Origin of the sequence: Chitinilyticum litopenaei DSM 21440, from assembly GCF_000428145.1 — a bacterium.
In the GTDB taxonomy this organism is placed as follows: Bacteria; Pseudomonadota; Gammaproteobacteria; order Burkholderiales; family Chitinibacteraceae; genus Chitinilyticum; species Chitinilyticum litopenaei.
In genome coordinates this window covers 1-21,246 of sequence record NZ_KE386632.1, presented here as the reverse complement: position 1 = coordinate 21,246, position 21,246 = coordinate 1, and the positions used below count along the sequence as shown (strand labels likewise).

The window sequence follows — 21,246 nt, the reverse complement described above, 5'->3', positions numbered from 1 at the left end:
CGAACACAATTCAAGGAGTCATCATGAGTTGCCCCTGCTGCCAAACAGTCAACCCTGCAACCAGTGCCCGCTGTTATCAATGCGGCACCGTCCTCATTCATGAGGCAGTGGGCTTTTCCAAGGAGGCGCGCGAGACTGCACAACGTCTGAACCGGAAAATGCACACAGGCTATGGCGGCGTGATAGGCCTGATACTGGCATTCCTGATCAGCCCGATGTTTGGTGGCAGTCTGGGGGCTCTCCTGCCAATCTGCACGGGTGCAGGTGCATTGATTGGGCGTCTGATTGCGATTCACAAAGAGAATATTCTCTAATTTTGCTTTGCCAGCCAGGTAAGCAAGTTTAGGCATCATGCCGCGCAAACCTGCTGCGGTATTCGGCCGGCGTGCAACTCATCTCGCGCTTGAACAGGCGGCGGAAGGCGCTGAGGTCTTCGTAGCCGCATTCGGCGACGATCTGCTCGATGGTCGCGTCGCCGTGCTGCAGCTGGCGGCAGGCGTGCTGCAGGCGCAGCTTCTGCAGATACTGCAGCGGCGTCACGCCCAGTGCCGAGCGAAAGTGCCAGATCAGCGTGCGCCCGCTGCTGTGCGTGGCGCTGGCCAGCAGCTCGAGACTGAATGGCTGCGCCAGTTGCTGCTGCAGCCAGTGCTGCGCGCGGCAGACCAGCGGGTCGTCGTGCCCGCTGAATTGCTGCAGGCCGGCATACGGCGCCTGCGAATCGCGGCGGGCATCGAGCAGCAGTATCCGTGCGCATTCCAGTGCCAGATCCTCGCCGCCCTTCTCGCGGATCAGCTGCAGCATCAGCTCCAGGCAGGACGTCGTCGCCCCGGCCGTCAGCACGTGCCCGGCCTTGCACAGCATCGCGTGCGGCTGCAGTTGCACCGCCGGATAGCGCTCACGAAACCACTTTCCCAGCCACCAGCTGGTGGTCGCCTGCCGCCCCGCCAGCACGCCGGCCTGCGCCAGAAAGGTGGTGCCGGTGCAGTAGCTGCCAAGCCAGCGCCCCTGGCAATTTGCCGCCTGCAGTACGGCGCAGAGCTCCGTTTCTTGATCCAGCTGCCGTTCCAGCTTGGCCAGCGAGGCATAGCCGATGCCGGCGACCAGCAGCACATCGGCCGGCAGGGCATCCGCATACCTGCCGCTGGCTGGCAGCAGGATGCTGCTGCTGCTGCGCGCGGGCGCGCCATCGCGGCTGAAAAAACGCCAGGCGAACAGCGTACGGCCGCAGAGTCTGTTGGCCAGCTGCAGCATATCGGCAGCACTGCAGGCACCACTGGCGATGTATTGCTCGGGAAGGAGGATGGCGACGTTAGGCATATTGGCGATATCGGCATTAATGATGGCGATATTGCCACTGCGCGCGCACGCGGGCAATTCGTACAGTGAATGCTCCTTACCACGGAGCACGACCATGAATGAGGCAATTCTTCAGGCCAGCACGGCCGAAACCGGCCCGCATTTCTCCGCCAGCCACGTCGGCCCGATGGCCGAGCTGGCGCGCTATCGCTTCCGGCTGCCGGCGCTGGGCAATCGCCCGGTTCCCGGCAAGGTTTTCCTGCGCGAGGCCTTGCACTGCACCGGCGTCGAGCTGTCGCTCAACAGCCTTCCCCCCGGCGCCGGCGTTCCCTTTTTGCACGCGCACCGCGAAAACGAGGAGATCTACGTCTTCACGCGCGGCAGCGGCGAATTCCAGGTCGACGGGCAGATTTTCCCGGTAGGCGAAGGCTCGCTCGTGCGCGTCGCCCCCGCCGGCCGCCGTGCCTTTCGCAACACGGGGGAGCAGGCGCTGGAGTTCACCGTGCTGCAGGTGCGCGCCGGCAGCATGAATACCGCCACCACCGAAGATGGTTATCTGGTACAGGAGGAATTGCGCTGGGCTGAGGCCTAAGGCCGACGCACCGGTCGGGTATTTCTTGCACACCCGGCCGGTAATGCCGGTCTTCTGCCGGGCGCACACTAGCGCGGGTATTCTGCACTGCCATGCAGCCGTATTTCGGCAAAGGCCATCGCAATACCCTTCAGGATATAAGCCCACAACATATATATTTGAATGGCCATGGCCACATACCCTTCAATTCATCATTCGCAACGCGCCATTGCCGCATGACAGGCACTGCGCAGGCGCTCGGCGCCGGCAGTCAGGCGCTTTTCCGCGTGCCAGACAAGATAGAAACGCCGTTGCATCGTGATCTGCGGCAGCGGAATCACGGCGAATTCGTCCCGCGCCAGTTCGCGGGCAATCGAGCGGCGCGAGCCGCAGGAAATCCCCAGCCCCAGCCGCACCGCCTCGCGCACGGCCTCGCCGCTGCCGAGCTCCAGTAGCAGATTCATGCCGCCCAGATGCGGCAGCAGCATGGCTTCCAGCATCTGCCGCACCCCGGAGCCGGCCTCGCGCATGATCCACGGCGCTGCGGCCAGATCGGCAAGGCTGGCCTCGCCCGCCAGCAGCGGATGGCCGGCGCGGGCAAACACCACCATCTCGTCCGTCAGCCAGCGCTCGCTGACCAGTTGCCGGTGCGTCAGCGGTGCCTCGATCAGGCCGATGTCGGCACGGCTGTCGAGCAGCAGCTCGACCACGTGCTGCGAATTGCCGATGGCGACCTCGTAGCGGTCTTCCGGGCGCGCCTGCATCAGCTCGCCCAAGAGCGCCGGCAGGACGAAATTGCCGATGGTGAGGCTGGCGGCGATGCGCAAGCGGCTTGGCGCCCCTGCGTCGTAGCTGGCTTCCAGTGTTTCGGCCTGCGCCAGCAGTTCCTCGGCGCGCGGCAGCAGAAAGCGCCCGTGTTCATTCAGCACCACGCGCCGGCCGATGCGATCAAAGAGCGTCACGCCCAGCCGGCGCTCCAGCTCGGCCAGGGCGCCGCTGGCCGCCGATTGCGACAGCCCGAGCGCTGCGGCGGCAGCCGTCACGCCACCGGTGCGATTGATCGCGCAAAAGACTTCCAGCTCGCGCAGCGTCATTTTCAGCATGGGCACTCCTGATCGGTTTTTCCGATGGCTTGAACTTAATTATCCGTTATTCGATATATATCTTCCAGCGATAAGCTTATGCCATCAAAACTCAAGCAGGAGCACCGCGATGAATGCCTCCGTACTCAAACAACGCCTTCCCGGCCTGGCACTGGTTGCCGCCATTACCGCCGTCGCCCATGTTCTCGGCGAACAATTCCCGCTGATGGGCGGCGCCGTTGCCGGCATTCTGCTCGGCCTCGCCATACGCAGCCGCTTCACGATCAGCGAAACGCAGCTGCCGGGCGTCCGGTTTGCCGGCCATCAGTTGCTGCAGTGGTCGATTGTCGGCCTGGGGCTGGCGCTGCCGATCGGTGCGGTGCTCGACACCGGGCTGAAATCCCTCTCGGTCACGCTGGTCACGCTGTCACTGGCCTTTGCCAGCGCCTTTGTCTTCGGCCGGCTGCTGAACATCCCGGCCAAGCTCTGCGTGCTGATCGGTGGCGGCACCGCGATCTGCGGTGGCTCGGCGATTGCCGCGATGACACCGGTCGTGAAGCCGGACGATCACGAAACCGCGTTCTCGCTCTCGACCATCTTCCTGTTCAACATCGTCGCCGTGCTGACCTTCCCGGTACTGGGCCAGTGGCTGGGGCTCTCGGATGCCGGTTTCGGCCTGTGGGCCGGTACCGCGATCAACGACACCTCGTCGGTGGTGGCCGCCGCCTACTCGTGGAGCAAGGAAGCCGGTGACTATGCCACCATCGTGAAGCTGAGCCGTGCCATGCTGATCATTCCGGTGACGCTGGTCCTGAGCTTTGTCTTCGCCCGTCGCAATGCGGTGGGCAAGGACGCCAGCGCCGCCAGGCGCCCCGGCATCCGCCACGCGATTCCCGGCTTCATCCTCTGCTTCGTGATTGCCTCGCTGTGCAACGGCTACCTGCCGCAGGCCCTGACCAGCGCCGCGCACAGTGTCTCGACCATTCTGATCACCGCCGCACTGACTGCCATCGGCCTCTCGACCGATCTGGGCAAGATGAAGCACACCGGCTGGCGCCCGATTGCCCTGGGCCTCCTGGTCTGGATTACCGTCGCCACCTCCAGCCTGCTGATGCAGCACCTGGGCGGGCACTGGTAAGGGCCGGCACATAAAAAAAAGCCGCTTCGCAGCGGCTTTTTTTTATGCGGGTGACGGATCATCACTTGCGGGTGATCGCGCGCCAGCCAATATCGCGGCGGAACTGCATGCCGTCGAAATGCACGCCGGCCAGCACCTCATAGGCGCGGGCCTGCGCCAGCTTGATGCTGTCGCCCAGTGCGGTGACGCACAGCACGCGGCCGCCGGCGGTCAGCGGCTCGCCGGCATGATTGAGCTTGGTACCGGCATGGAAGACATGCGCATCGGCCAGACCGCGCGGCAGGCCGGTGATCAGGTCGCCCTTTTTCGGAGTCTCCGGATAGTTGGCGGCAGCCAGCACCACACCCAGGGCCACGCGGCGGTCCCATTCGGCTTCGACCTGATCCAGCGTGCCATTCACACCATGCTCGATCAGCGTCACGAAGTCGCTCTTCAGGCGCATCATGATGGGCTGGGTTTCCGGGTCGCCGAAGCGGCAATTGAATTCCAGCACCTTGATGCTGCCATCTTCGCTGACCATCAGGCCGGCGTAGAGGAAGCCGGTATAGGTAATGCCATCCTTGGCCATGCCCTGCACGGTGGGCAGGATCACCTCGCGCATGGCGCGGGCGTGCACTTCCGGCGTCACCACCGGTGCCGGGCTGTACGCGCCCATGCCGCCGGTGTTCGGGCCTTCGTCGCCGTCGAGCAGGCGCTTGTGGTCCTGGCTGGATGCCATTGCCAGCACGTTCTTGCCGTCGACCATGACGATGAAGCTGGCTTCTTCGCCGGTGAGGAACTCCTCGATCACCACGCGCGCGCCGGCATCGCCGAGCTTGTTGTCGCTGAGCATGGCATCAACCGCGGCATGGGCCTCGGCCAGATCCATCGCTACCACCACGCCCTTGCCGGCGGCCAGGCCGTCGGCCTTGATGACAATCGGTGCGCCCTTGGCGTCAATGTAGGCATGGGCCTTGGCGGCGTCGGCAAAGGTTTCGTAATCAGCAGTCGGAATGCCGTGGCGCTTCATGAAGGCCTTGGCAAAGTCCTTGGAGGATTCCAGCTGCGCGCCGGCCTGTGTCGGCCCGAAGATTTTCAGGCCCGCAGCACGGAAGGCATCCACCACGCCTTGCGACAGCGGCGCTTCCGGGCCGACGACCGTCAGCACGACGTTATTGTTTTTGGCGAACTCGACCAGCTCGGGTATGGCGCTGATCTCGATGTTTTCCAGATTGTCGTCCAGCGCGGTGCCGGCATTGCCCGGCGCCACATAGACCTTGCCCACGCGCGGCGACTGGGCCAGCTTCCAGGCCAGTGCGTGTTCGCGACCACCGGAGCCGATAACCAAAATATTCATGGGTATTCCTCGTTTTCTGTACGGTTTTCAGCGCCTGCGGCGCGATGTTTACATGCCGGTTCCGCCCGGCAGACGTGTCAGGGGGCTTGTCTTGCCAAGCCCCCCGACACCCCCAAGGCGCGCCCGGTCCGCCGGCCCTTCGGGCTCCCCTGCGATGCTCGCTTTTCCGGGGGTGCGGGACAACTCGGTCGCTACGCGCCCTCAAACACGTCCCGCCCCTAATCCCGAAAAACCTGCGCTTCTCGGCGGCTCCAGGGCTTGGGTCTACTAATCAAACGTAAACGTTTACTGCCACAGCCAAAACCAATGGACATGCATCATGCCTCAGCACTGCGCGATTCGGGAGCGAGCCGTGTGAGGGCGCGGAACACGGTGGCGACGTGTGCGTTTGCACACGAGCCGCCGGGTGACAAAGCCATCGCACGGCACAGTCCCGAATCAAGCCGTCGGGCGAGCAGCCGCACCCGATTCGGCAGCGAGCCGAGTCCGGACGCGAAACAAAGGCCCGACGTGTACGTTTGTACACGAGGGGCTTTGTGACAAAGTCCGGACACGGCGCAGCCCCGAATCAATGACGGAAGTGGCGGATGCCGGTGACGACCATCGCAATGCCATGCTCGTCGGCCGCGGCAATCACCTCGTCGTCACGCACCGAGCCGCCCGGCTGGATGATGGCGGACACGCCATTTTCGGCGATCACGTCCACACCGTCGCGGAAGGGGAAGAAGGCGTCCGATGCGGCGACCGAACCGCGCAGGTCCAGACCGGCATTCTTGGCCTTGATCGCGGCGATCTTGGTCGAATCGACACGGCTCATCTGGCCTGCGCCGATGCCCAGCGTCTGGCCCTTGCCGCAGAATACAATCGCATTGGATTTCACGAACTTGGCGACATTCCACGCGAACAGCAGGTCTTTCAATTGCTGATCGTTCGGCTGCTTCTTGGTCACGACCTTCAGGTCCGCCAGCGTCAGCGCATGCACGTCCGGACTTTGCACCAGAATGCCGCCGCCGACGCGCTTCAGGTCAAACTTGTTCTCGCCGGTTTCGATGGCCACTTCCAGCACGCGCACATTCACCTTCTTCGCCAGCAGGTCCAGCGCTTCCTGGGTGTAGGACGGTGCGATCAGCACTTCCAGGAACTGCTTGGAGACGGCTTCGACGGTGTCGGCGTCAACGGTCTTGTTGAACGCGATAATGCCGCCAAAGGCGCTGGTGGTGTCGGTCGCGAACGCCAGCTGGTAAGCGGTATAAGTATCGACCGCCACCGCCACGCCGCAGGGATTGGCGTGCTTGACGATCACACAGGCCGGCTCGGCAAACTGCTTGACGGCTTCCCACGCGGCGTCGGCGTCGGCGATGTTGTTGTAGCTCAGTTCCTTGCCCTGGAACTGCTTGTAGTTCGCCAGGCTGCCGGCAGCCGGGTGCAGGTCGCGGTAGAAGGCGGCGGACTGGTGCGGGTTTTCACCGTAGCGCATGTCCTGCACCTTCACGAACTGCACGTTCAGGCGATTCGGGTAGGTCACCTTCTCGCCCGCGTCGGTCAGCGCGGTCAGGTAGTTGGAGATCGCGCCGTCGTAGGCGGCGGTGTGGCTGAAGGCCTTCTTGGCCAGATTGATGCGGGTGGCCAGGCTCAGTGCGCCGCCGTTGGCCTGCATTTCTTCAACCAGTGCGTTGTAGTCCGCCGCGTCGGTGACAATCGCCACGTGCGCGTGATTCTTGGCTGCCGAGCGCACCATGGCCGGGCCGCCAATGTCGATGTTTTCGATGGCGTCTTCAAAGCTGCAATCCGGCTTGGCGATGGTCGCTTCGAACGGATACAGGTTCACACAGACCAGATCAATATTGCCGATGCCGTGCTCCTGCATGGTGCCCACGTGCGCTTCCAGATCGCGACGGCCGAGAATGCCGCCGTGAATTTTCGGGTGCAGCGTCTTCACGCGGCCATCGAGCATTTCCGGGAAGCCGGTGTAGTCCGACACTTCGATGACCGGAACGCCATTGTCGGCGAACAGCTTGGCGGTACCGCCGGTGGACAGGATTTCCACCCCTTGCGCCACCAGCGCACGGGCGAAATCCAGTACGCCGGTCTTGTCGGATACGCTGATCAGCGCACGTTGAATCTTGCTCATTTACATCTCTCCAGATTGAATTGCGATTTGCTGCGCCCCGTTGGCAAACGGAGCAAATTTCAAAGGCATTTCCACGGGTATTCACCTGCAGCCTTTACTGGTAAAAGGCCACAAGCCCATACCCATCAAAGCATGTCGTAAGTCTGCAGCTTCTTGCGCAGGGTGTTGCGGTTGATGCCCAGCATGTCTGCCGCCTTGGTCTGGTTGCCCCCCACACGCTCCAGCACGACTTCCAGCAGCGGCTTTTCCACGCGCGCCAGCACCATGTCGTACAGCGCGCAGGGTGCCTCGCCATCCAGATCACGGAAATAATCGGCCAGAGCAAGATGGATCGCGTCGGCGATATGATCCTGACGGCGGTCGGCCAGTTGGGCAGTCATTGGTTTCCCCTATTGTTGTTGTGGTGCAGTGCCGTCGTTCGCGGCACTGTCATCGTCATAAACCAGCGTGTCGCTCATGGCGGACAGGCGGTCAAAAAATTCGCGCGTGGCGCGCGCCTGCTCGGCACTGCTTTCCAGCGCGTACATCGCCTGGCGAAAGGCATTGCCACCCTGCAAACCCTTGGTCGTCCAGGCGATGTGCTTGCGCGCGATGCGCACGCCGGAATACTCGCCGTAAAAGGCATACAGCGCGTCCAGGTGTTCCATCATCACCGCGCGCACTTCGCTCACATCGGGCGGCGGCAGCAGCTCGCCGCTGGCCAGAAAATGGCCGATTTCGCGAAACAGCCAGGGCCGCCCCTGCGCGGCGCGACCGATCATGATGGCGTCGGCGCCGGTCATCTCCAGCACCTGCCTGGCCTTGTGCGGCGTATCGATATCACCATTGGCAATGATGGGCAGGCGGCGCGCGGCCTTGACCGCGCGGATCAGCTCATAGCGCGCGTTGCCGTTATACATGTCCTCGCGCGTGCGGCCGTGGATGGCCAGCGCGGCAATGCCGGCATTCTCAGCCAGCTCGGCGACGCGGTGAATATTTTCCTCGCCATTGCAAAAGCCCAGCCGGGTTTTCAGCGTGACGGGCACCTCGACCGCGGCGACGACGCGCTCGAGGATTTCCTGCACCAGCGCTTCGTCCTGCAGCAAGGCGGAGCCGGCCAGCTTGTTGCAGACCTTCTTCACCGGGCAGCCCATATTGATGTCGACGATCTGTGCGCCGTTGGCCACCTGATAGCGCGCGGCCTCGGCCAGCTTTTCCGGCTCGCTGCCGGCAATCTGTACGGAAATGGGCGCGAGCTCGCCGGTGAAATCGGCGCGGCGCTGGGTTTTCTTGGTGAGGCGCAGGCTCTGGTCGGCCGTGATCATTTCCGACACGGCATGGCCCGCGCCAAAGCGCTTGCACAGCTGGCGGAATGGCCGATCCGTCACCCCCGCCATGGGAGCCACGATCAGATTGTTGGCAAGCGCGTATGGCCCGATTCGCATGACCGGTGGCAGAGGGGGGAGGTGGGATGGGCGGCCATTCTACACAGCGCCTAAAAAATAGGCAACAACGATCCTCGCGCGCATATAAAACACCCCACCCCATGCAGCCAGAGCCCATGCTGGTGTGGGGCTAGCGCCCGATACCCACCGTTCCGGCGTTGGTCAGCGCCAGTGCCGGCAGCAGCACTGCCCGAAGCAAAAAGCGGTCATTGGGTATACGGCACATACTCGGTCTCATGCGTGGCTGTTGGGCAATGACAATCTTACACAAATACGCGAAAATACTTACCAAAAAGAATAACAGGCAGGCGTGCAGCACACCCGGCTGTCACGCGAGGCCACTGCGGGGTAATGCGAACACACAGCAAAGCTGTGCGCATTACCAGCGACTTGCTGCCGATGCGTCGTCCGGATCGGGACTATCGCCAATAGGCCGGGCCGTAACAGTTGGGCACACTCTTTGGCATCCAACTGTAACCGGAGTGATCATGTCCCGTGCCAACTGGGGCTCGAAACTGGGCTTCATCCTTGCTGCTGCCGGCTCCGCCGTCGGCCTGGGCGCCATCTGGAAATTTCCCTATATCGCTGGCAAGAACGGCGGTGGCGCTTTCCTGATCGCTTATCTGGTTTGCGTCTTCACGCTGGGCGTGGGCATGCTGCTGGCCGAAATGCTGATCGGCCGCGCCGCGCGCAAATCCGCCACCACCGCGTACCGCGAGCTGAAGAACAAGACCTGGGCCTGGGCGGGACGGCTCTCCGTGCTGTGCGTGTTCATCATTCTCTCGTATTACTGCGTCGTCGGCGGCTGGACGGTCGCCTACATCCTGCGCTCGATCACCGGCGAGGCGATCACCGCCGATACCGCGGCGCTGAAATCGGCCTTCGGCAGCTTTATCGCCGATCCGGCCGACGCCATCCTGTATTGCGCGATCTTCTTCGGCATCAATATGGCCATCGTGCTGGGCGGCGTGCAGGCCGGCATCGAGCGCATGAGCAAGATCCTGATGCCGGCGCTGTTTTTCCTGATGCTGGTGCTGATCGCACGCGCGCTGACCCTGCCGGGCGCGATGGAAGGCGTCCAGTATTTCATCACGCCGGACTGGAGCAAGGTCAACGCCACGATGCTGCTCGATGCGATGGGGCTGGCGATCTTCTCGCTGTCCATCGGCGGCGGCATGATCATCGCCTATGGCTCCTACCTGTCGTCGGACACCAAGCTGGTCGGCGCCACGCTGTGGGTGTCGGCGCTGGCGACGCTGGCCTGCCTGCTGGCCGGGCTGATGGTGCTGCCGGCGGTGTTCGCCTTTGGCGTCGATCCGGCAGCGGGCCCCGGGCTGACCTTCATCACCATGCCGGCGATCTTCGCCAAGATGCCGTTTGGCCAGGGCTTTGCCATCGCCTTCTTCTGCCTCTTGCTGTTCGCCGCACTGACCTCGTCGGTATCGATTCTCGAGCCCATCGTCGCCTTCCTGATGGACGAGTTCGGCTGGGCGCGCAAGCCGGCCACCGTGGTGGTGACACTCACCTCCTTTGCCGCCTCCATTCCGGCTGCGCTGTCGTTTGGCGTGCTGGAAAAAACGCTGATCTTCGGCAAGACACCGTTCGATCTGATGGATTACGTGGCGTCGAACGTGCTGATGCCGGCCGGTGGCCTGCTGGCGGCGGTCTTTGTCGGCTGGGCGATCTGGCCGCGCGTGCGCGACGAGCTGCACGCCGAGGGTGCGGCGGCGGTGTTGCCGGCCTTCCGGCTGGTGTGCGCCTTCCTTGCGCCGCTGGTGCTGGGCTACATCTGGATTCACGGCCTGTAAGCCAAGGTCGGAACAAAGCAAAGGGCGCGCCGCAGGTGCGCCCTTTTGCATTGCGGCAATGCATACAGAAGTGGCGCAGCTGCTTGGCAGAACTACCCTGCCCTTGCAGCAGCCGAGAAGCGCAGGCTTCGGCAGGGTTTCGGCGCGGGGAGTGTCTGAGGGCGCAGCCCGAGTTGCCCCGCGTCGCTGCCGAAGTCGAGCATCGCAGGGCACCCCGCAGGGGCTGCGGAACGGGCGCGCCTTGGGGGTGTCGGGGGGCTTGGCAAGACAAGTCCCCTGACGTGCCGCCGGCACACCGGCAACCGATCACTGCGCCGAAGGCGCTGAAAAGATGTAGTGCAGAGTCGCTTGAGTGAACCAAGTCCTTCGCCGCACAGCGCCAGTGCGTAACAAATTCACGCAGCCAAGCGGGGTGCGCTTTGGCACAATCGCGTGGTCATTTCCGGTTCTTCCCATGTCCGACACGTCGTTTGCCTTCCAGCCCATCGGCTTCATCGCCACGCCGTTTGCCGACAAGTTCGGCATTCCGCGCCAGCCTCAGCTCGCCCCGCACGCCACCGGCACGCTGCAACTGCTGGCGCCGTACAACCGCGCCGAAGCGGTGCGCGGGCTCGAAGCCTTTTCGCATGTCTGGCTGTCCTGGGTGTTTCACCAGACGGCCGGGCAATGGCAGCCGACGGTGCGCCCGCCGCGCCTGGGCGGCAACCGCCGCGTCGGCGTGTTCGCCAGCCGCAGCCCGTTCCGCCCCAATCCGCTGGGCCTGTCGCTGGTGGCGCTGGCCGGCATCGATACCCGCGACGGCGTGACGCTGAGCTTTACCGGTGTCGATCTGGTCGACGGCACGCCGATTCTCGACATCAAGCCCTACATTCCCTTTGTCGAGAGCCAGCCCGCTGCGCGCGGCGGCTTTGTCGACGGCCCGCCGCCGCGGCTCGAGGTGGTGTTCAGCCCGGCGGCCAGCGCCAGCCTCGCCACGCATGCGCTGCGCTACCCGGCCTTGCCCGAACTGATCCGCGAGGTGCTCGCGCAAGACCCGCGCCCGGCGTATGCCGACGAAGGCGAACGCCAGTATGGCGTACGCCTCTATACCCTGGATATCAAATGGCGCTGCCAGCACGGGCAGGCCATTGTTGACGAGATCATTGCCCTATGAAACGTCGCAGCTTCTTGCAGCTCCTGCTGGCCTCCACCCTGCTGTCGGCCTGCGCCACCAGCGAACCACCGGCCGCGCCCAAACCCGCGCCCAAGAAAATCCGCGTCGGTCTGGCGCTGGGCGGCGGCGCGGCCAAGGGCTTTGCCCATATCGGCGTGATCAAGATGCTCGAAGCCAACGGCATCCAGGCCGAGGTCGTCACCGGCACCAGCGCCGGCAGCGTCGTCGGCAGCCTCTACGCCAGCGGCATCGACGTGTTCGCGCTGCAGGAAAAGGCCTTCGCGCTGGACGAGAGCCAGATCCGCGACGTGAGCCTCTTGTCCGGCGGGCTGGTGAAGGGGCAGAAGCTGCAGGATTACGTGAACACGCTGGTAGGCGGCAAGACGATGGAAACCTTCCCCAGGCGCTTTGCCGCAGTGGCGACCAATCTGGACAACGGCGAGCGCATGGTATTCGGCAGCGGCAACACCGGCCAGGCCGTGCGCGCGTCGAGCAGCATTCCCGGCGTGTTCGAGCCGGTGACGATTGCCGGCAAGCGTTACGTCGATGGCGGCATCGTCAGCCCGGTGCCGGTCGACGCCGCGCGCCAGCTCGGCGCGGACTTCGTGATCGCCGTCGATATTTCCAGCAAGGCCACTTACAACCGGCCGGCGAGCATGGTCGGCAACGTCAACCAGGCGATCACCATCATGGGCCAGAAGCTGGGCGAACAGGAAATGACGCGCGCCGACGTGATCATCCGCCCCAAGGTCGGCAAGATCGGCGCGGCGGACTTCGACCAGAAGAACACCGCCATCCTCGAAGGCGAAAAGGCCGCGCTGGCGCTGATGCCGGAAATCCGTCGCAAGCTGGCGGAAAAGCAAGGCAAGGGTATTGCCCCATAACCCTTTTCTGAAAAGGGCTGCAGCCATATACATATCAAAAACCTATTGAACCACAGAGACACAGAGGGCACAGAGAAAGCACAACCCCGAGCAATGCCGATGACGTGCTCCCGCTTTTCTCTGTGTTCTCTGTGCCTCTGTGGTTGATTTGGGTTTTGCTGAGGCCACTGCGTTGAATGTGCCTGCCCGGCAAGCCGCTCAGTCTTCGTCCACCCGCAACCAGACCTGATAGCCGCCCTGCCCGCGCTCGCTGCCATTGTCCGGCCAACCGGCGGTCGATGACTGGCTGCTGCTGTTGCTCTCGCCGATCAGCAGCCATTCACCGGGACTGGCGCGCACTTCGGTGTAGGCGCCGGCGCGCTCGATGCGCCTGCCCCCGACAAAGCGGCTCAGCTGCGGGCTCAGCCTGACAACGACCTCGCGTCCCTGCGCCAGCGGCTGCGCGACAAAACCGTTGCCCACGCTCGCCCATTCGCCGCCACTCACCACCACACCGCTGCCCGGCCACCAGGTGCGCAGCGGATAAAAGCGGCTTTGCCCGAGCGAAATCCACGCCTCCTGCCCGTCCAGCGTCAGCACGCTGCTGCGGTTGAGCAGGCGGCTGTCGCTGTGGAACTGGCCAAGCGACACGGCCAGCGCGCCGCCCGCCTTGCCGTTGCGGATCACGACGCGGCCACTGGTGTCGAAATGCCAGCCGGCGGCACTGGCGTGCTGGCGTTGCTCGACACTGAGGCGGAACTGGCGGGTAACGGTATCAAGCTCGGCCAGCAGCGCCTCGATGCGCGCCAGCGTTGCGCGGTCCGGCGCACGGACGATCAGCTGCTGGTAGAACACGCTGAAGGCGGCATCGGGAAAGGCCTGCTGCAAGACCGGCAACAGCTCGGCTGCCGGCTTGTGCCGCGGGCTGAGGGTGGCAATGTCATCCGCCGTCGCCAGCGGCGACAGGGCAAGTACGATCAGCAAGAGCAAGGTGCGCAACATCGGCAACACTCCGAAGCCGGGACAGGATTCATTCTCAGCCAATCTGTATCAGCATGCCATAATGCAAGCACTACTTGGCTGAAGCGACCACCATGCTGAAACAGCGCTTTGACTCCCTGGCCGGCTGGGTTGACTACCTGAGCCACCAGCAGATTCCGCTACTGGAGCACACGCAGCAGGCCCTGCGCGAGCTGGCTGGCCGGCTGGAGGAAGTGAGCGTGCGCGACATCGCCGCGCTGATCCGCCACGATCCGCTGCTGTCGCTGAAGGTACTGCGCTATCTGCAGGAGCATCGCCAGAATGCCCAGATCACCGATGTCACCACGCTGGAGCGCACGCTGCTGATGATCGGCATCAGCGGTTTTCTGCGCGCACTGTCCAGCAGCAACACGGTCGAGCAGCAGCTCGCCCGCATCGAGCCGGCGCTGTACGGCTGCCATGCCGCCTGCTACCGCGCCTATTCGGCGAGCAAGTACGCACAGGCCATTTGCAGCCGCCGCCACGACATCGACCCCGCCGAGGTGATGACGGCGGCGCTGCTGCACGATACGGCGGAAATCCTGATCTGGTACGAAGCGCCGCAACTGGCCGCGCAGGTGATGCTCATGCAGCAGAAAACGCCGGGCTTGCGCAGCCGCGACGCGCAGAAACAGATTTTCGGCATCACCGTACTGGAGCTGCAGCTGGCACTGGCGCACGCCTGGCACTTTCCCAAGCTGATTACCCATCTGCTTGACGAAGGCTACCGTGACGAACCGCGCGTGCGCACGGTGCTGGTCGCCAATGCGCTGGCCCGCCACCTGGTCAACGGCTGGCGCGACCCGGCGCTGCCCGACGATTACGCCGCGGTCGCCGAGCTGACCGGTCTGGATCTCGACGGCGCCTACGCGCTGGTGCGCGACACGGCCGTGGCGCTGGCGCATGAATGGTCGTGGTTCCAGGTCACGCCGCCAGCGGCGCTGCTGGCCAGCAGCAACTGACTCAGCGCGGCAGCAGCAGGCAGACCGCCTGGGCTTCCACCGCCTCGCTCGCACCCACCGGGCCCAGCTTTTCGTAGGTCTTGGCCTTCACATTCACCTGGCCGACGGCAATCCCCAGATCGGCGGCGATATTCGCGACCATGGCCGGAATGTGCGGCGCCATTTTCGGGCGCTGGATCAGGATGCTGGCGTCGACATTGCCGACCTGCCACCCGGCCTCCTGCACGCGCCGCAGCGCTTCGCGCAGCAGCACGCGACTGTCCGCCCCCTTGAATTCCTCTGCCGTATCGGGAAAGTGCCGGCCGATATCACCCAGCCCCGCCGCACCGAGAAGCGCGTCGGTGATCGCGTGCAGCAGCGCGTCGGCATCGGAATGCCCGAGCAGGCCTTTTTCAAACGGAATCGTCACGCCGCCGAGAATCAGCGGCCGGCCTTCCACCATGCGGTGCACGTCCCAGCCTTGTCCGATACGCATGCGTTTACTCCTTGTTGGCGAACAGCTGCGCGAGCTGCTCCAGATAGTGTTGATCAATCTCATCAAAGGCCGCCAGCTCGCTGGCATCGACATCCAGCACCGCGATTACCGCGCCGGCCGCATTGCGCAGCGGCACGACAATCTCGCTGCGGCTCAGGCTGGAGCAGGCGATATGCCCGGGAAAGGCGTCGACATCGTCGACCCGCAGCGTGGCGTTCTGCGCCCAGGCCGTGCCGCACACGCCACGCCCGAAGGGAATCCGCGTGCAGGCCAGCGGCCCGGCGAACGGCCCCAGCACCAGCTCCGCGCCAGCGACGCGGTAAAACCCCACCCAGTGCCAGCCGAAGGTGCTCGCCAGCGCACTGGCCACATTGGCCATGCCGGCAATCAGGTCGGCTTCGTGCTCCAGCAGGCTGGCCAGTTGCGGCAGCAAGCCGGCGTAGCGGGCGGCCTTGTCGCCGGCGGCAATCGTCAGTGTTTCAGCCATGCGGATATTCCTCTGCGCCTGTCACTTCTACCAAAACGTCATTCCCGCACAAGCGGGAATCCAGCCAGGCTACTCGCCTGCTCTGGATGTCCGCCTTTGCAGACATGACAACAAGGGATTGTCGAAAAAACCGCATCAGCGATTTCTTTCTGCATGGGCCGCCAGAATCAGACTGGCGAGCTGCAGATCCTGCGGGTAGGTCACCTTCAGGTTCCACGGACTGCCCATCACCAGCTGCGGCGTGTGGCCAGCCTTTTCCAGCGCGCTGGCCTCGTCGGTAATGTCCGGCCCCATGCCCTGGCCCAGGCAATCGGCCAGCATGCCGAGGCGGAACATCTGCGGCGTTTGCGCCTGCCACAACCCGTCGCGCGGGTGCGTGCGGGCAATGGACTGGCCTTCGCCCGCCAGCTTCAGGGTATCGGCCACCGGCACAGCAAGGATACCGCCCACAGGGTGATACCCCAGCTCCCCGATCATGCCGGACACCAGCTCCGGTGCGAGGCAGGGGCGCGCGGCGTCGTGCACCAGCACCCACTCGTCCTGTGCCTCGCCAGCCGCGCGCAAGGCATCGAGGCCATTCTTTACCGACTCGGCGCGGCTATCGCCGCCGCAGCGCAGTACCGTCAGCCGCGCGAAGCCCGACCAGTCAAACGTCTCCCACCACTCGTCGCCGGCGGAAAGCACCACGACAATGCGTGCAAGCTCCGGCACCGCGTGCAGCGCCAGCAGCGTATGCCAGATCAGCGGCCGGCCGTTGAGATCGAGATACTGTTTGGGACGCGGGGAATTCATCCGGCTGCCGGAGCCGGCGGCGGGAAGCAGGGCAATGGCTTTCATGCAACACCTGGGAAAAATGAACCACAGAGACACAGATGGACACAGAGAAAAACCCTTGGCCGGAGAGGCTGAAGAAAACCGGAGGACGGCTTGTTCGTTCGCCCGCATTGCGCGCCCCTGCGCCTCGGCATTGGGTTTGCTGTTCTCCGAGCCCTCTGTGCCTCCGTGGTGAGTCTGCCGATTAAACTTGCGCGTCTTCCGGCGTCAGCGCCACATACACCTCGCGGATTTCGACATCCGGGCAGGCGGCCTGCCAGGCGTCGATCAGGTCGGCCACCGGCTGGTCATCCTCCGCGGCGATGCCGATCTCGCGCACCTTCTGCCATTCCGGGTCGGCCGGCGCATCCTTGCCTTCCGTCGGCAGCACATAGCGCACCTTGCCGCCCCAGTCCTGCAGCGGCAGGCCGGCAGACCTTGCCAGATCAGCAAGGGTATCGAGCTGCGACCTATTCTCCACAACGGCTTCGAGCACATAGGTGGCATTGTTTGACACCTGCCACGTCCCCAGCACTTCGCGCACCGGCAACTCGCCGCCATCGGTCTTCAGCACGCCATTGCCCAGCCCGTCGTTGAGCAGGATGTCGCCATAGCGCACGCCGCAATCGGGAACCGGAACCTGCGTGATCCGCACCCGCGCCGGGTCGAGCCGTTCGCCCAGCAGCACGTCGATCTGCTTGCCATTGCGCACACGCACGGCAGCGGGAGCCACTGGCAGTGCGGGTGGCAGGGAATCCAGCGGCAGATCGATGTCGAACACCCGCCACGCTGCAGCCGCCGCCACCCAGTCGGACAAGGCGGTGGCGGCAATGCCCAGATTCCACCAGGCCGCCGTGTCGTCGGGCTTCAGCTCGACCGCGCGGCGGTTGTGCGCCAGTGCCTCCGCCCAGCGATCCTGGAATTTGTACAGCAGCGCCAGATCAAAGTGCGTCTGCGCGTCCTGCCCGTCGATCGCCAGTGCCTGTTTGAACAGCGCTTCGGCTTCGGCCTCGTTGTCGTCATCCCACGCGGCATGCGCAGCGGTTTTCAGTTCGGTCGTATTCATGCAGACACTCATGGCAGGGCCTCGGCGGGTGGCGATTTGGGCTCCAGCGTGCGCCACAGGCAATCGCCCTTGACGATCTTGTCGAGCTCATCCAGATACGCCTCGTGGGCGGCCAGTTCTTCGGCGCTCGGCTGGCTGACCAGCAGCGCCACGCCGGGCAGGCGGCGGCCGGCGCCGGTGCCGTCCGGATCGTCACCGCCATGGAAGTCGATCAGCAGGCTGTCCTGCCCGCGCGTCATCGCCAGATAGACTTCGGAAAGCAGCTCGCAGTCGATCAGCGCGCCGTGCAGCACCCGGTTGCTGCGATCGATTTCGTAGCGGTCACACAGGGCGTCGAGGTTGTTGCGCTTGCCGGGGAAGAACTCCTTGGCCATCGCCAGCGTGTCGATCACATTGGCGACGTGGTCGCGGAACTTGCCCAGACCGAGCTTCCCCAGCTCCATGTCGAGGTAGCCGACATCGAACGGGGCGTTGTGGATGATGATTTCCGCACCGCGCACAAAGTCGAGAAATTCCTGGGCGATGTCGGCGAACTTCGGCTTGTCGGCGAGGAATTCGCTCGTCAGGCCATGCACATTCAGCGCCCCCTCTTCCGAATCGCGCCCCGGATTGATGTATCTGTGGAAGTGCCGCTCGGGAGCGGACAGCTTGCGGTTGACCATCTCGACCGCGGCGATTTCGAGGATGCGGTTGCCATCCTCGACACGCAGGCCGGTGGTTTCGGTATCGAGCAGAATCTGGCGCATGGGCTGGATTGGGCAAAAAAGTATCGCGCGATTATACCGGTTCACCGGCAGGCCCGCCGCCCTGCTTCGCTTGCGTTATGATGACCCAAACCCATGGAGCCGGCTTGCAATGCACGCACTGAATATCCTGTTGCGCTTACTGATTCTGTTGACACTGTGCTGGCCGCTGGCGGTGCGCGGCGAGGAGATGGCCGCTTCCCCTGCCAGCGCGGCCGCCACAGCGCCGCCCGAGACCGAAGCGCATGTGCTGCGCGTTTACAATCGCCCGATCACCACCTTCAGCAGCCCGTTTGCCGGCTACTCGCCGCAAGACCGGGCGACGGCGGCGGCGCTGCGCATCAGCCGGCTGCTGGAACAGGACCCGCAGGCAGCCATCAGCCAGTCACCCAGCGCCGAGGGGATGGAAATCCGCATCGGCGGCAAGATTGCCTTCTACCTGCGCCACGGCGACATCGACACGCTCGGCGGCGAAACGCTGGCGCAGCGCAGCGCCGATGCCCGCAAGGCGCTGGAGGCGGTGCGCGAGGACAGGCTGGCGCTTGCCGACCCGCGCGAGCTGCTGAAGGCCGCCGCCATCATCGCCATCGCCACGGTATTGCTGGTGCTGATCCTCAAGGTGTTGCGCCGCGTGCGCCGCTGGGTGCTGGTGCGCAGTCGCCGCTACATCGCGCGACCCATCGCCTCGGTGACCGGGCGCTACACCGGCACCAATGCCCGCACACTGGCGCATTTTTTCCGGCACCTGGTCAATCTGCTGGTCAGCGTGCTGGGCCTGTTCTTTCTGTATTCCTGGCTGTCGCTGGTGCTGCACGAGATTCCCTACACGCGCGCCTGGAGCGAACAGCTCAACCAGGCCGTGCTGGGCTTCCTGGAAAGCAGCCTGCTGGCCGTGCTGGGCGCGGTGCCGGATCTGCTGATCGCCGGCTTTATCCTGCTGATCGCGCGCTATGTCACCCGCTTCATCCACTACCTGTTCGCGCGCGTTGAGCGCGGCGAGCTGCAGCTTGGCCTGTTTGACCGCGATACCGCCGCGACCACGCGCCGCCTGCTGGCCTTTTCGGTGTGGCTGTTCGCCTTTGCGATGATCTACCCCTACCTGCCGGGCGCCGACACCGAAGCCTTCAAGGGGCTGTCGGTCATGGTCGGCCTGATGGTGTCGCTGGGGGCATCGAGCATCGTCGGGCAATTTGCGTCCGGCATGATCATCATCTATTCGCGGGCGCTGCGCGTCGGCGAATATGTGCAGATCGGCGATGTCGAGGGCACGGTGATGCACATCGGTCTGTTTGCCACCAAGATCCACACCAATCTGCGCGAGGAAATCAGCATTCCCAATTCGGGGCTGGTCGGCCAGAACGTCAAGAATTTCTCGCGACTGGCCTCGGGCGGCGGCGTGATCAGCACGGTGGAAGTCACCATCGGCTACGACGCCCCCTGGCGCCAGGTCGAGGCCATGCTGCTGGAGGCTGCCGGCAAAAGCCGCGGCGTGCGCCGCGACCCGGCGCCAGTGGTCTACCAGACCGGCCTTTCCGACTGGTATGTGGTGTACCAGCTGCGCGTGGCGGTGGACGAGCCACGCCGCAAGTTCGAAATCCTCAACGAGCTGCACGGCCAGATCCAGGACACCTTCAACCATTACGGCGTACAGATCATGTCGCCGCATTATCTGGGCGATCCCGCGAGCGAAAAGCTGGTTCCCGAGCAGAACTGGTACGCGGCGCCGGCGCGCCAGGATGGCAAACCCATTGCCGCATCACCCCCCAAGCCATAGCAGGAAAGACATACAGCAACATACCCAACCAATCCCCCCCACGCATCAGGAGTTCGCGTCATGAAAGCACGTTACATCCTCCCCGTTCTCGGTCTGCTGCTGGCCGGCAGCAGCTGGGCCGAAGGCGCCCACTGGGGCTATCACGGCAAGCACGGCCCGAAACACTGGGAAGGCGAATGCCAGACCGGTCGCGCCCAATCGCCGATCAATATCCGCACCGGCGCCGCCACGGCGACCGAGCTGCCGGCGCTGGTTTTCCAGTACCAGCCCGCGGGCGTGCAGCTGGTCAACAATGGCCACACCGTACAGCTGAACATTGCCCCGGGCAGCCGCATCCGCATCGGCGAGGATGTGTATGAACTGCTGCAGTTCCACTTCCACACCCCCAGCGAAGAACAGATCAACGGCAAACCCGCCGACATGGTCGCCCATCTGGCACACAAGAACGAACAGGGGGAGCTCGCGGTCGTGGCGGTGCTGTTCAAGGTCGGCGCCGAGAATGCCGCGCTGAAGTCGTTCTGGAAAGACTTGCCGCGCAAGGAAGGCAAGCTGGAACTGGACCAGCAGTTCAACGCCTTCGACCTGCTGCCGGCCGATTTCGGCTATTACGCCTTCAGCGGCTCGCTGACCACCCCGCCGTGCACCGAAGGGGTGCGCTGGCAGGTGCTGAAGGAGCCGGTGACGCTGTCGCGTGCGCAACTGCATGCCTTCAAGAAGATCTTCCCGATGAACGCCCGCCCGGTACAGCCCTTGAACGAGCGTGAAGTCAAGGCATCGAAATAAGGGTATATTGCCACAGCCCATTGCCAGCAATGGCTACAGGGCAATACCCAGCAAAAAGCCCCGCATTGCGGCAATGCCGCTCAGTTAAGCCTGAGCGGCATTTTTCTTGACTGGGTAACGGGTTTTGCTCATCTTCACTGCGCGCGGATAGCGCCGCTCGCTGCGACGTGGCGGCAGAATGAAGCGCTTGATGTTGCTGCGCATCGCCTTCAACTTGCCCGGGATCGTGCCCGGTGAGCAACGACTCGAACTCCACAGCCACTCATCCACAATGTAACGCAGCGCCGTCAGGAAACTGATCCGGCATGGCGAAACTGCCGC

Annotated in this window: 21 protein-coding genes and 1 pseudogene; 9 read left to right on the top strand and 13 right to left on the bottom strand. The window is 64.1% G+C overall.

Annotated features, from left to right (window positions below):
• Positions 1 to 23: 23 nt before the first annotated feature.
• Entirely contained in the window at positions 24 to 314 is a 291-nt protein-coding gene (locus tag C515_RS23880; RefSeq protein ID WP_144290562.1) for a hypothetical protein, read from the top strand.
• A 28-nt stretch (positions 315 to 342) separates the two neighbouring features.
• Here C515_RS23880 and C515_RS21990 read toward each other — a convergent pair whose 3' ends face one another.
• The gene (locus C515_RS21990) at positions 343 to 1,413 is read right to left on the bottom strand and encodes a GlxA family transcriptional regulator (protein WP_051305110.1); all 1,071 of its coding nucleotides are present in this window, start codon (positions 1,411 to 1,413) and stop codon (positions 343 to 345) included.
• Between C515_RS21990 and C515_RS24230 the strand changes: the two genes are divergently transcribed.
• Positions 1,412 to 1,888, top strand: a complete 477-nt coding sequence (locus C515_RS24230) for a cupin domain-containing protein (protein WP_028456694.1) — start codon at positions 1,412 to 1,414, stop codon at positions 1,886 to 1,888. The genes C515_RS21990 and C515_RS24230 overlap by 2 nt on opposite strands.
• A gap of 191 nt (positions 1,889 to 2,079) precedes the next feature.
• On the opposite strand, the gene C515_RS0118420 is transcribed toward C515_RS24230, so the two are convergent.
• Positions 2,080 to 2,970 carry a LysR family transcriptional regulator gene (locus tag C515_RS0118420; RefSeq protein WP_051305109.1) on the bottom strand — a complete coding sequence of 297 codons (891 nt, stop codon included), beginning with the start codon at positions 2,968 to 2,970 and terminating at the stop codon, positions 2,080 to 2,082.
• A 109-nt stretch (positions 2,971 to 3,079) separates the two neighbouring features.
• Here C515_RS0118420 and C515_RS0118415 point away from each other — a divergent pair, with 109 nt between their 5' ends.
• Positions 3,080 to 4,087, top strand: coding sequence for a YeiH family protein (locus C515_RS0118415; protein WP_028456692.1), 1,008 nt, complete (start codon positions 3,080 to 3,082; stop codon positions 4,085 to 4,087).
• Between the two features lie 61 nt (positions 4,088 to 4,148).
• On the opposite strand, the gene purD is transcribed toward C515_RS0118415, so the two are convergent.
• From purD to dusB, 4 genes are all read right to left on the bottom strand, one after another.
• A complete protein-coding gene (gene purD, locus C515_RS0118410; RefSeq protein ID WP_028456691.1) occupies positions 4,149 to 5,423 on the bottom strand; it encodes a phosphoribosylamine--glycine ligase in 1,275 nt (424 codons plus the stop codon).
• Positions 5,424 to 5,991: 568 nt separating this feature from the next.
• Entirely contained in the window at positions 5,992 to 7,554 is a 1,563-nt protein-coding gene (gene purH / locus C515_RS0118405; RefSeq protein ID WP_028456690.1) for a bifunctional phosphoribosylaminoimidazolecarboxamide formyltransferase/IMP cyclohydrolase, read from the bottom strand.
• Positions 7,555 to 7,679: 125 nt separating this feature from the next.
• Positions 7,680 to 7,934, bottom strand: coding sequence for a helix-turn-helix domain-containing protein (locus tag C515_RS0118400; RefSeq protein ID WP_043650467.1), 255 nt, complete (start codon positions 7,932 to 7,934; stop codon positions 7,680 to 7,682).
• A gap of 9 nt (positions 7,935 to 7,943) precedes the next feature.
• A complete protein-coding gene (gene dusB, locus C515_RS21985) occupies positions 7,944 to 8,978 on the bottom strand; it encodes a tRNA dihydrouridine synthase DusB (RefSeq protein WP_051305108.1) in 1,035 nt (344 codons plus the stop codon).
• Between the two features lie 488 nt (positions 8,979 to 9,466).
• Here dusB and C515_RS0118390 point away from each other — a divergent pair, with 488 nt between their 5' ends.
• The 3 genes from C515_RS0118390 (at position 9,467) to C515_RS21980 (ending at position 12,823) form a co-directional block, all read left to right on the top strand.
• Positions 9,467 to 10,786: a sodium-dependent transporter gene (locus C515_RS0118390; protein WP_028456688.1), complete on the top strand. Its 1,320-nt coding sequence runs from the start codon at positions 9,467 to 9,469 to the stop codon at positions 10,784 to 10,786.
• A 454-nt stretch (positions 10,787 to 11,240) separates the two neighbouring features.
• Entirely contained in the window at positions 11,241 to 11,939 is a 699-nt protein-coding gene (gene tsaA / locus C515_RS0118385) for a tRNA (N6-threonylcarbamoyladenosine(37)-N6)-methyltransferase TrmO (RefSeq protein WP_028456687.1), read from the top strand.
• Positions 11,936 to 12,823, top strand: a complete 888-nt coding sequence (locus C515_RS21980) for a patatin-like phospholipase family protein (protein ID WP_051305107.1) — start codon at positions 11,936 to 11,938, stop codon at positions 12,821 to 12,823. The genes tsaA and C515_RS21980 overlap by 4 nt, the downstream gene beginning before the upstream one ends.
• 198 nt (positions 12,824 to 13,021) lie before the next feature.
• On the opposite strand, the gene C515_RS0118375 is transcribed toward C515_RS21980, so the two are convergent.
• Positions 13,022 to 13,804: a hypothetical protein gene (locus tag C515_RS0118375; protein ID WP_028456686.1), complete on the bottom strand. Its 783-nt coding sequence runs from the start codon at positions 13,802 to 13,804 to the stop codon at positions 13,022 to 13,024.
• Positions 13,805 to 13,878: 74 nt separating this feature from the next.
• Here C515_RS0118375 and C515_RS21975 point away from each other — a divergent pair, with 74 nt between their 5' ends.
• Positions 13,879 to 14,784, top strand: coding sequence for an HDOD domain-containing protein (locus tag C515_RS21975; protein ID WP_051305106.1), 906 nt, complete (start codon positions 13,879 to 13,881; stop codon positions 14,782 to 14,784).
• Between the two features lies 1 nt (position 14,785).
• Here the strand turns inward: C515_RS21975 and ispF are convergent, their stop codons facing one another.
• The 5 genes from ispF to dnaQ all read right to left on the bottom strand — a co-directional run bounded on the left by ispF (position 14,786) and on the right by dnaQ (position 18,371).
• The gene (gene ispF / locus C515_RS0118365) at positions 14,786 to 15,259 is read right to left on the bottom strand and encodes a 2-C-methyl-D-erythritol 2,4-cyclodiphosphate synthase (RefSeq protein ID WP_028456685.1); all 474 of its coding nucleotides are present in this window, start codon (positions 15,257 to 15,259) and stop codon (positions 14,786 to 14,788) included.
• A 4-nt stretch (positions 15,260 to 15,263) separates the two neighbouring features.
• On the bottom strand, positions 15,264 to 15,746 hold the full coding sequence (gene msrC, locus C515_RS0118360; RefSeq protein ID WP_028456684.1) for a free L-methionine (R)-S-oxide reductase MsrC: 483 nt from the start codon (positions 15,744 to 15,746) through the stop codon (positions 15,264 to 15,266).
• Positions 15,747 to 15,881: 135 nt separating this feature from the next.
• On the bottom strand, positions 15,882 to 16,583 hold the full coding sequence (gene ispD, locus C515_RS0118355; protein ID WP_028456683.1) for a 2-C-methyl-D-erythritol 4-phosphate cytidylyltransferase: 702 nt from the start codon (positions 16,581 to 16,583) through the stop codon (positions 15,882 to 15,884).
• 181 nt (positions 16,584 to 16,764) lie between these two features.
• A complete protein-coding gene (locus tag C515_RS0118350) occupies positions 16,765 to 17,625 on the bottom strand; it encodes a tetratricopeptide repeat protein (protein WP_028456682.1) in 861 nt (286 codons plus the stop codon).
• 8 nt (positions 17,626 to 17,633) lie between these two features.
• Positions 17,634 to 18,371 carry a DNA polymerase III subunit epsilon gene (gene dnaQ, locus C515_RS0118345; RefSeq protein WP_028456681.1) on the bottom strand — a complete coding sequence of 246 codons (738 nt, stop codon included), beginning with the start codon at positions 18,369 to 18,371 and terminating at the stop codon, positions 17,634 to 17,636.
• Between the two features lie 109 nt (positions 18,372 to 18,480).
• On the opposite strand from dnaQ, the gene C515_RS0118340 reads away from it, so the two are divergent.
• Together C515_RS0118340 and C515_RS0118335 are read left to right on the top strand one after the other, a co-directional pair.
• Entirely contained in the window at positions 18,481 to 20,142 is a 1,662-nt protein-coding gene (locus C515_RS0118340) for a mechanosensitive ion channel family protein (protein WP_051305105.1), read from the top strand.
• 60 nt (positions 20,143 to 20,202) lie between these two features.
• The gene (locus tag C515_RS0118335) at positions 20,203 to 20,925 is read left to right on the top strand and encodes a carbonic anhydrase (RefSeq protein ID WP_028456679.1); all 723 of its coding nucleotides are present in this window, start codon (positions 20,203 to 20,205) and stop codon (positions 20,923 to 20,925) included.
• A gap of 84 nt (positions 20,926 to 21,009) precedes the next feature.
• On the opposite strand, the pseudogene C515_RS24225 reads toward C515_RS0118335, so the two are convergent.
• A pseudogene (locus C515_RS24225) lies at positions 21,010 to 21,246 on the bottom strand (hypothetical protein); the annotation flags it as partial.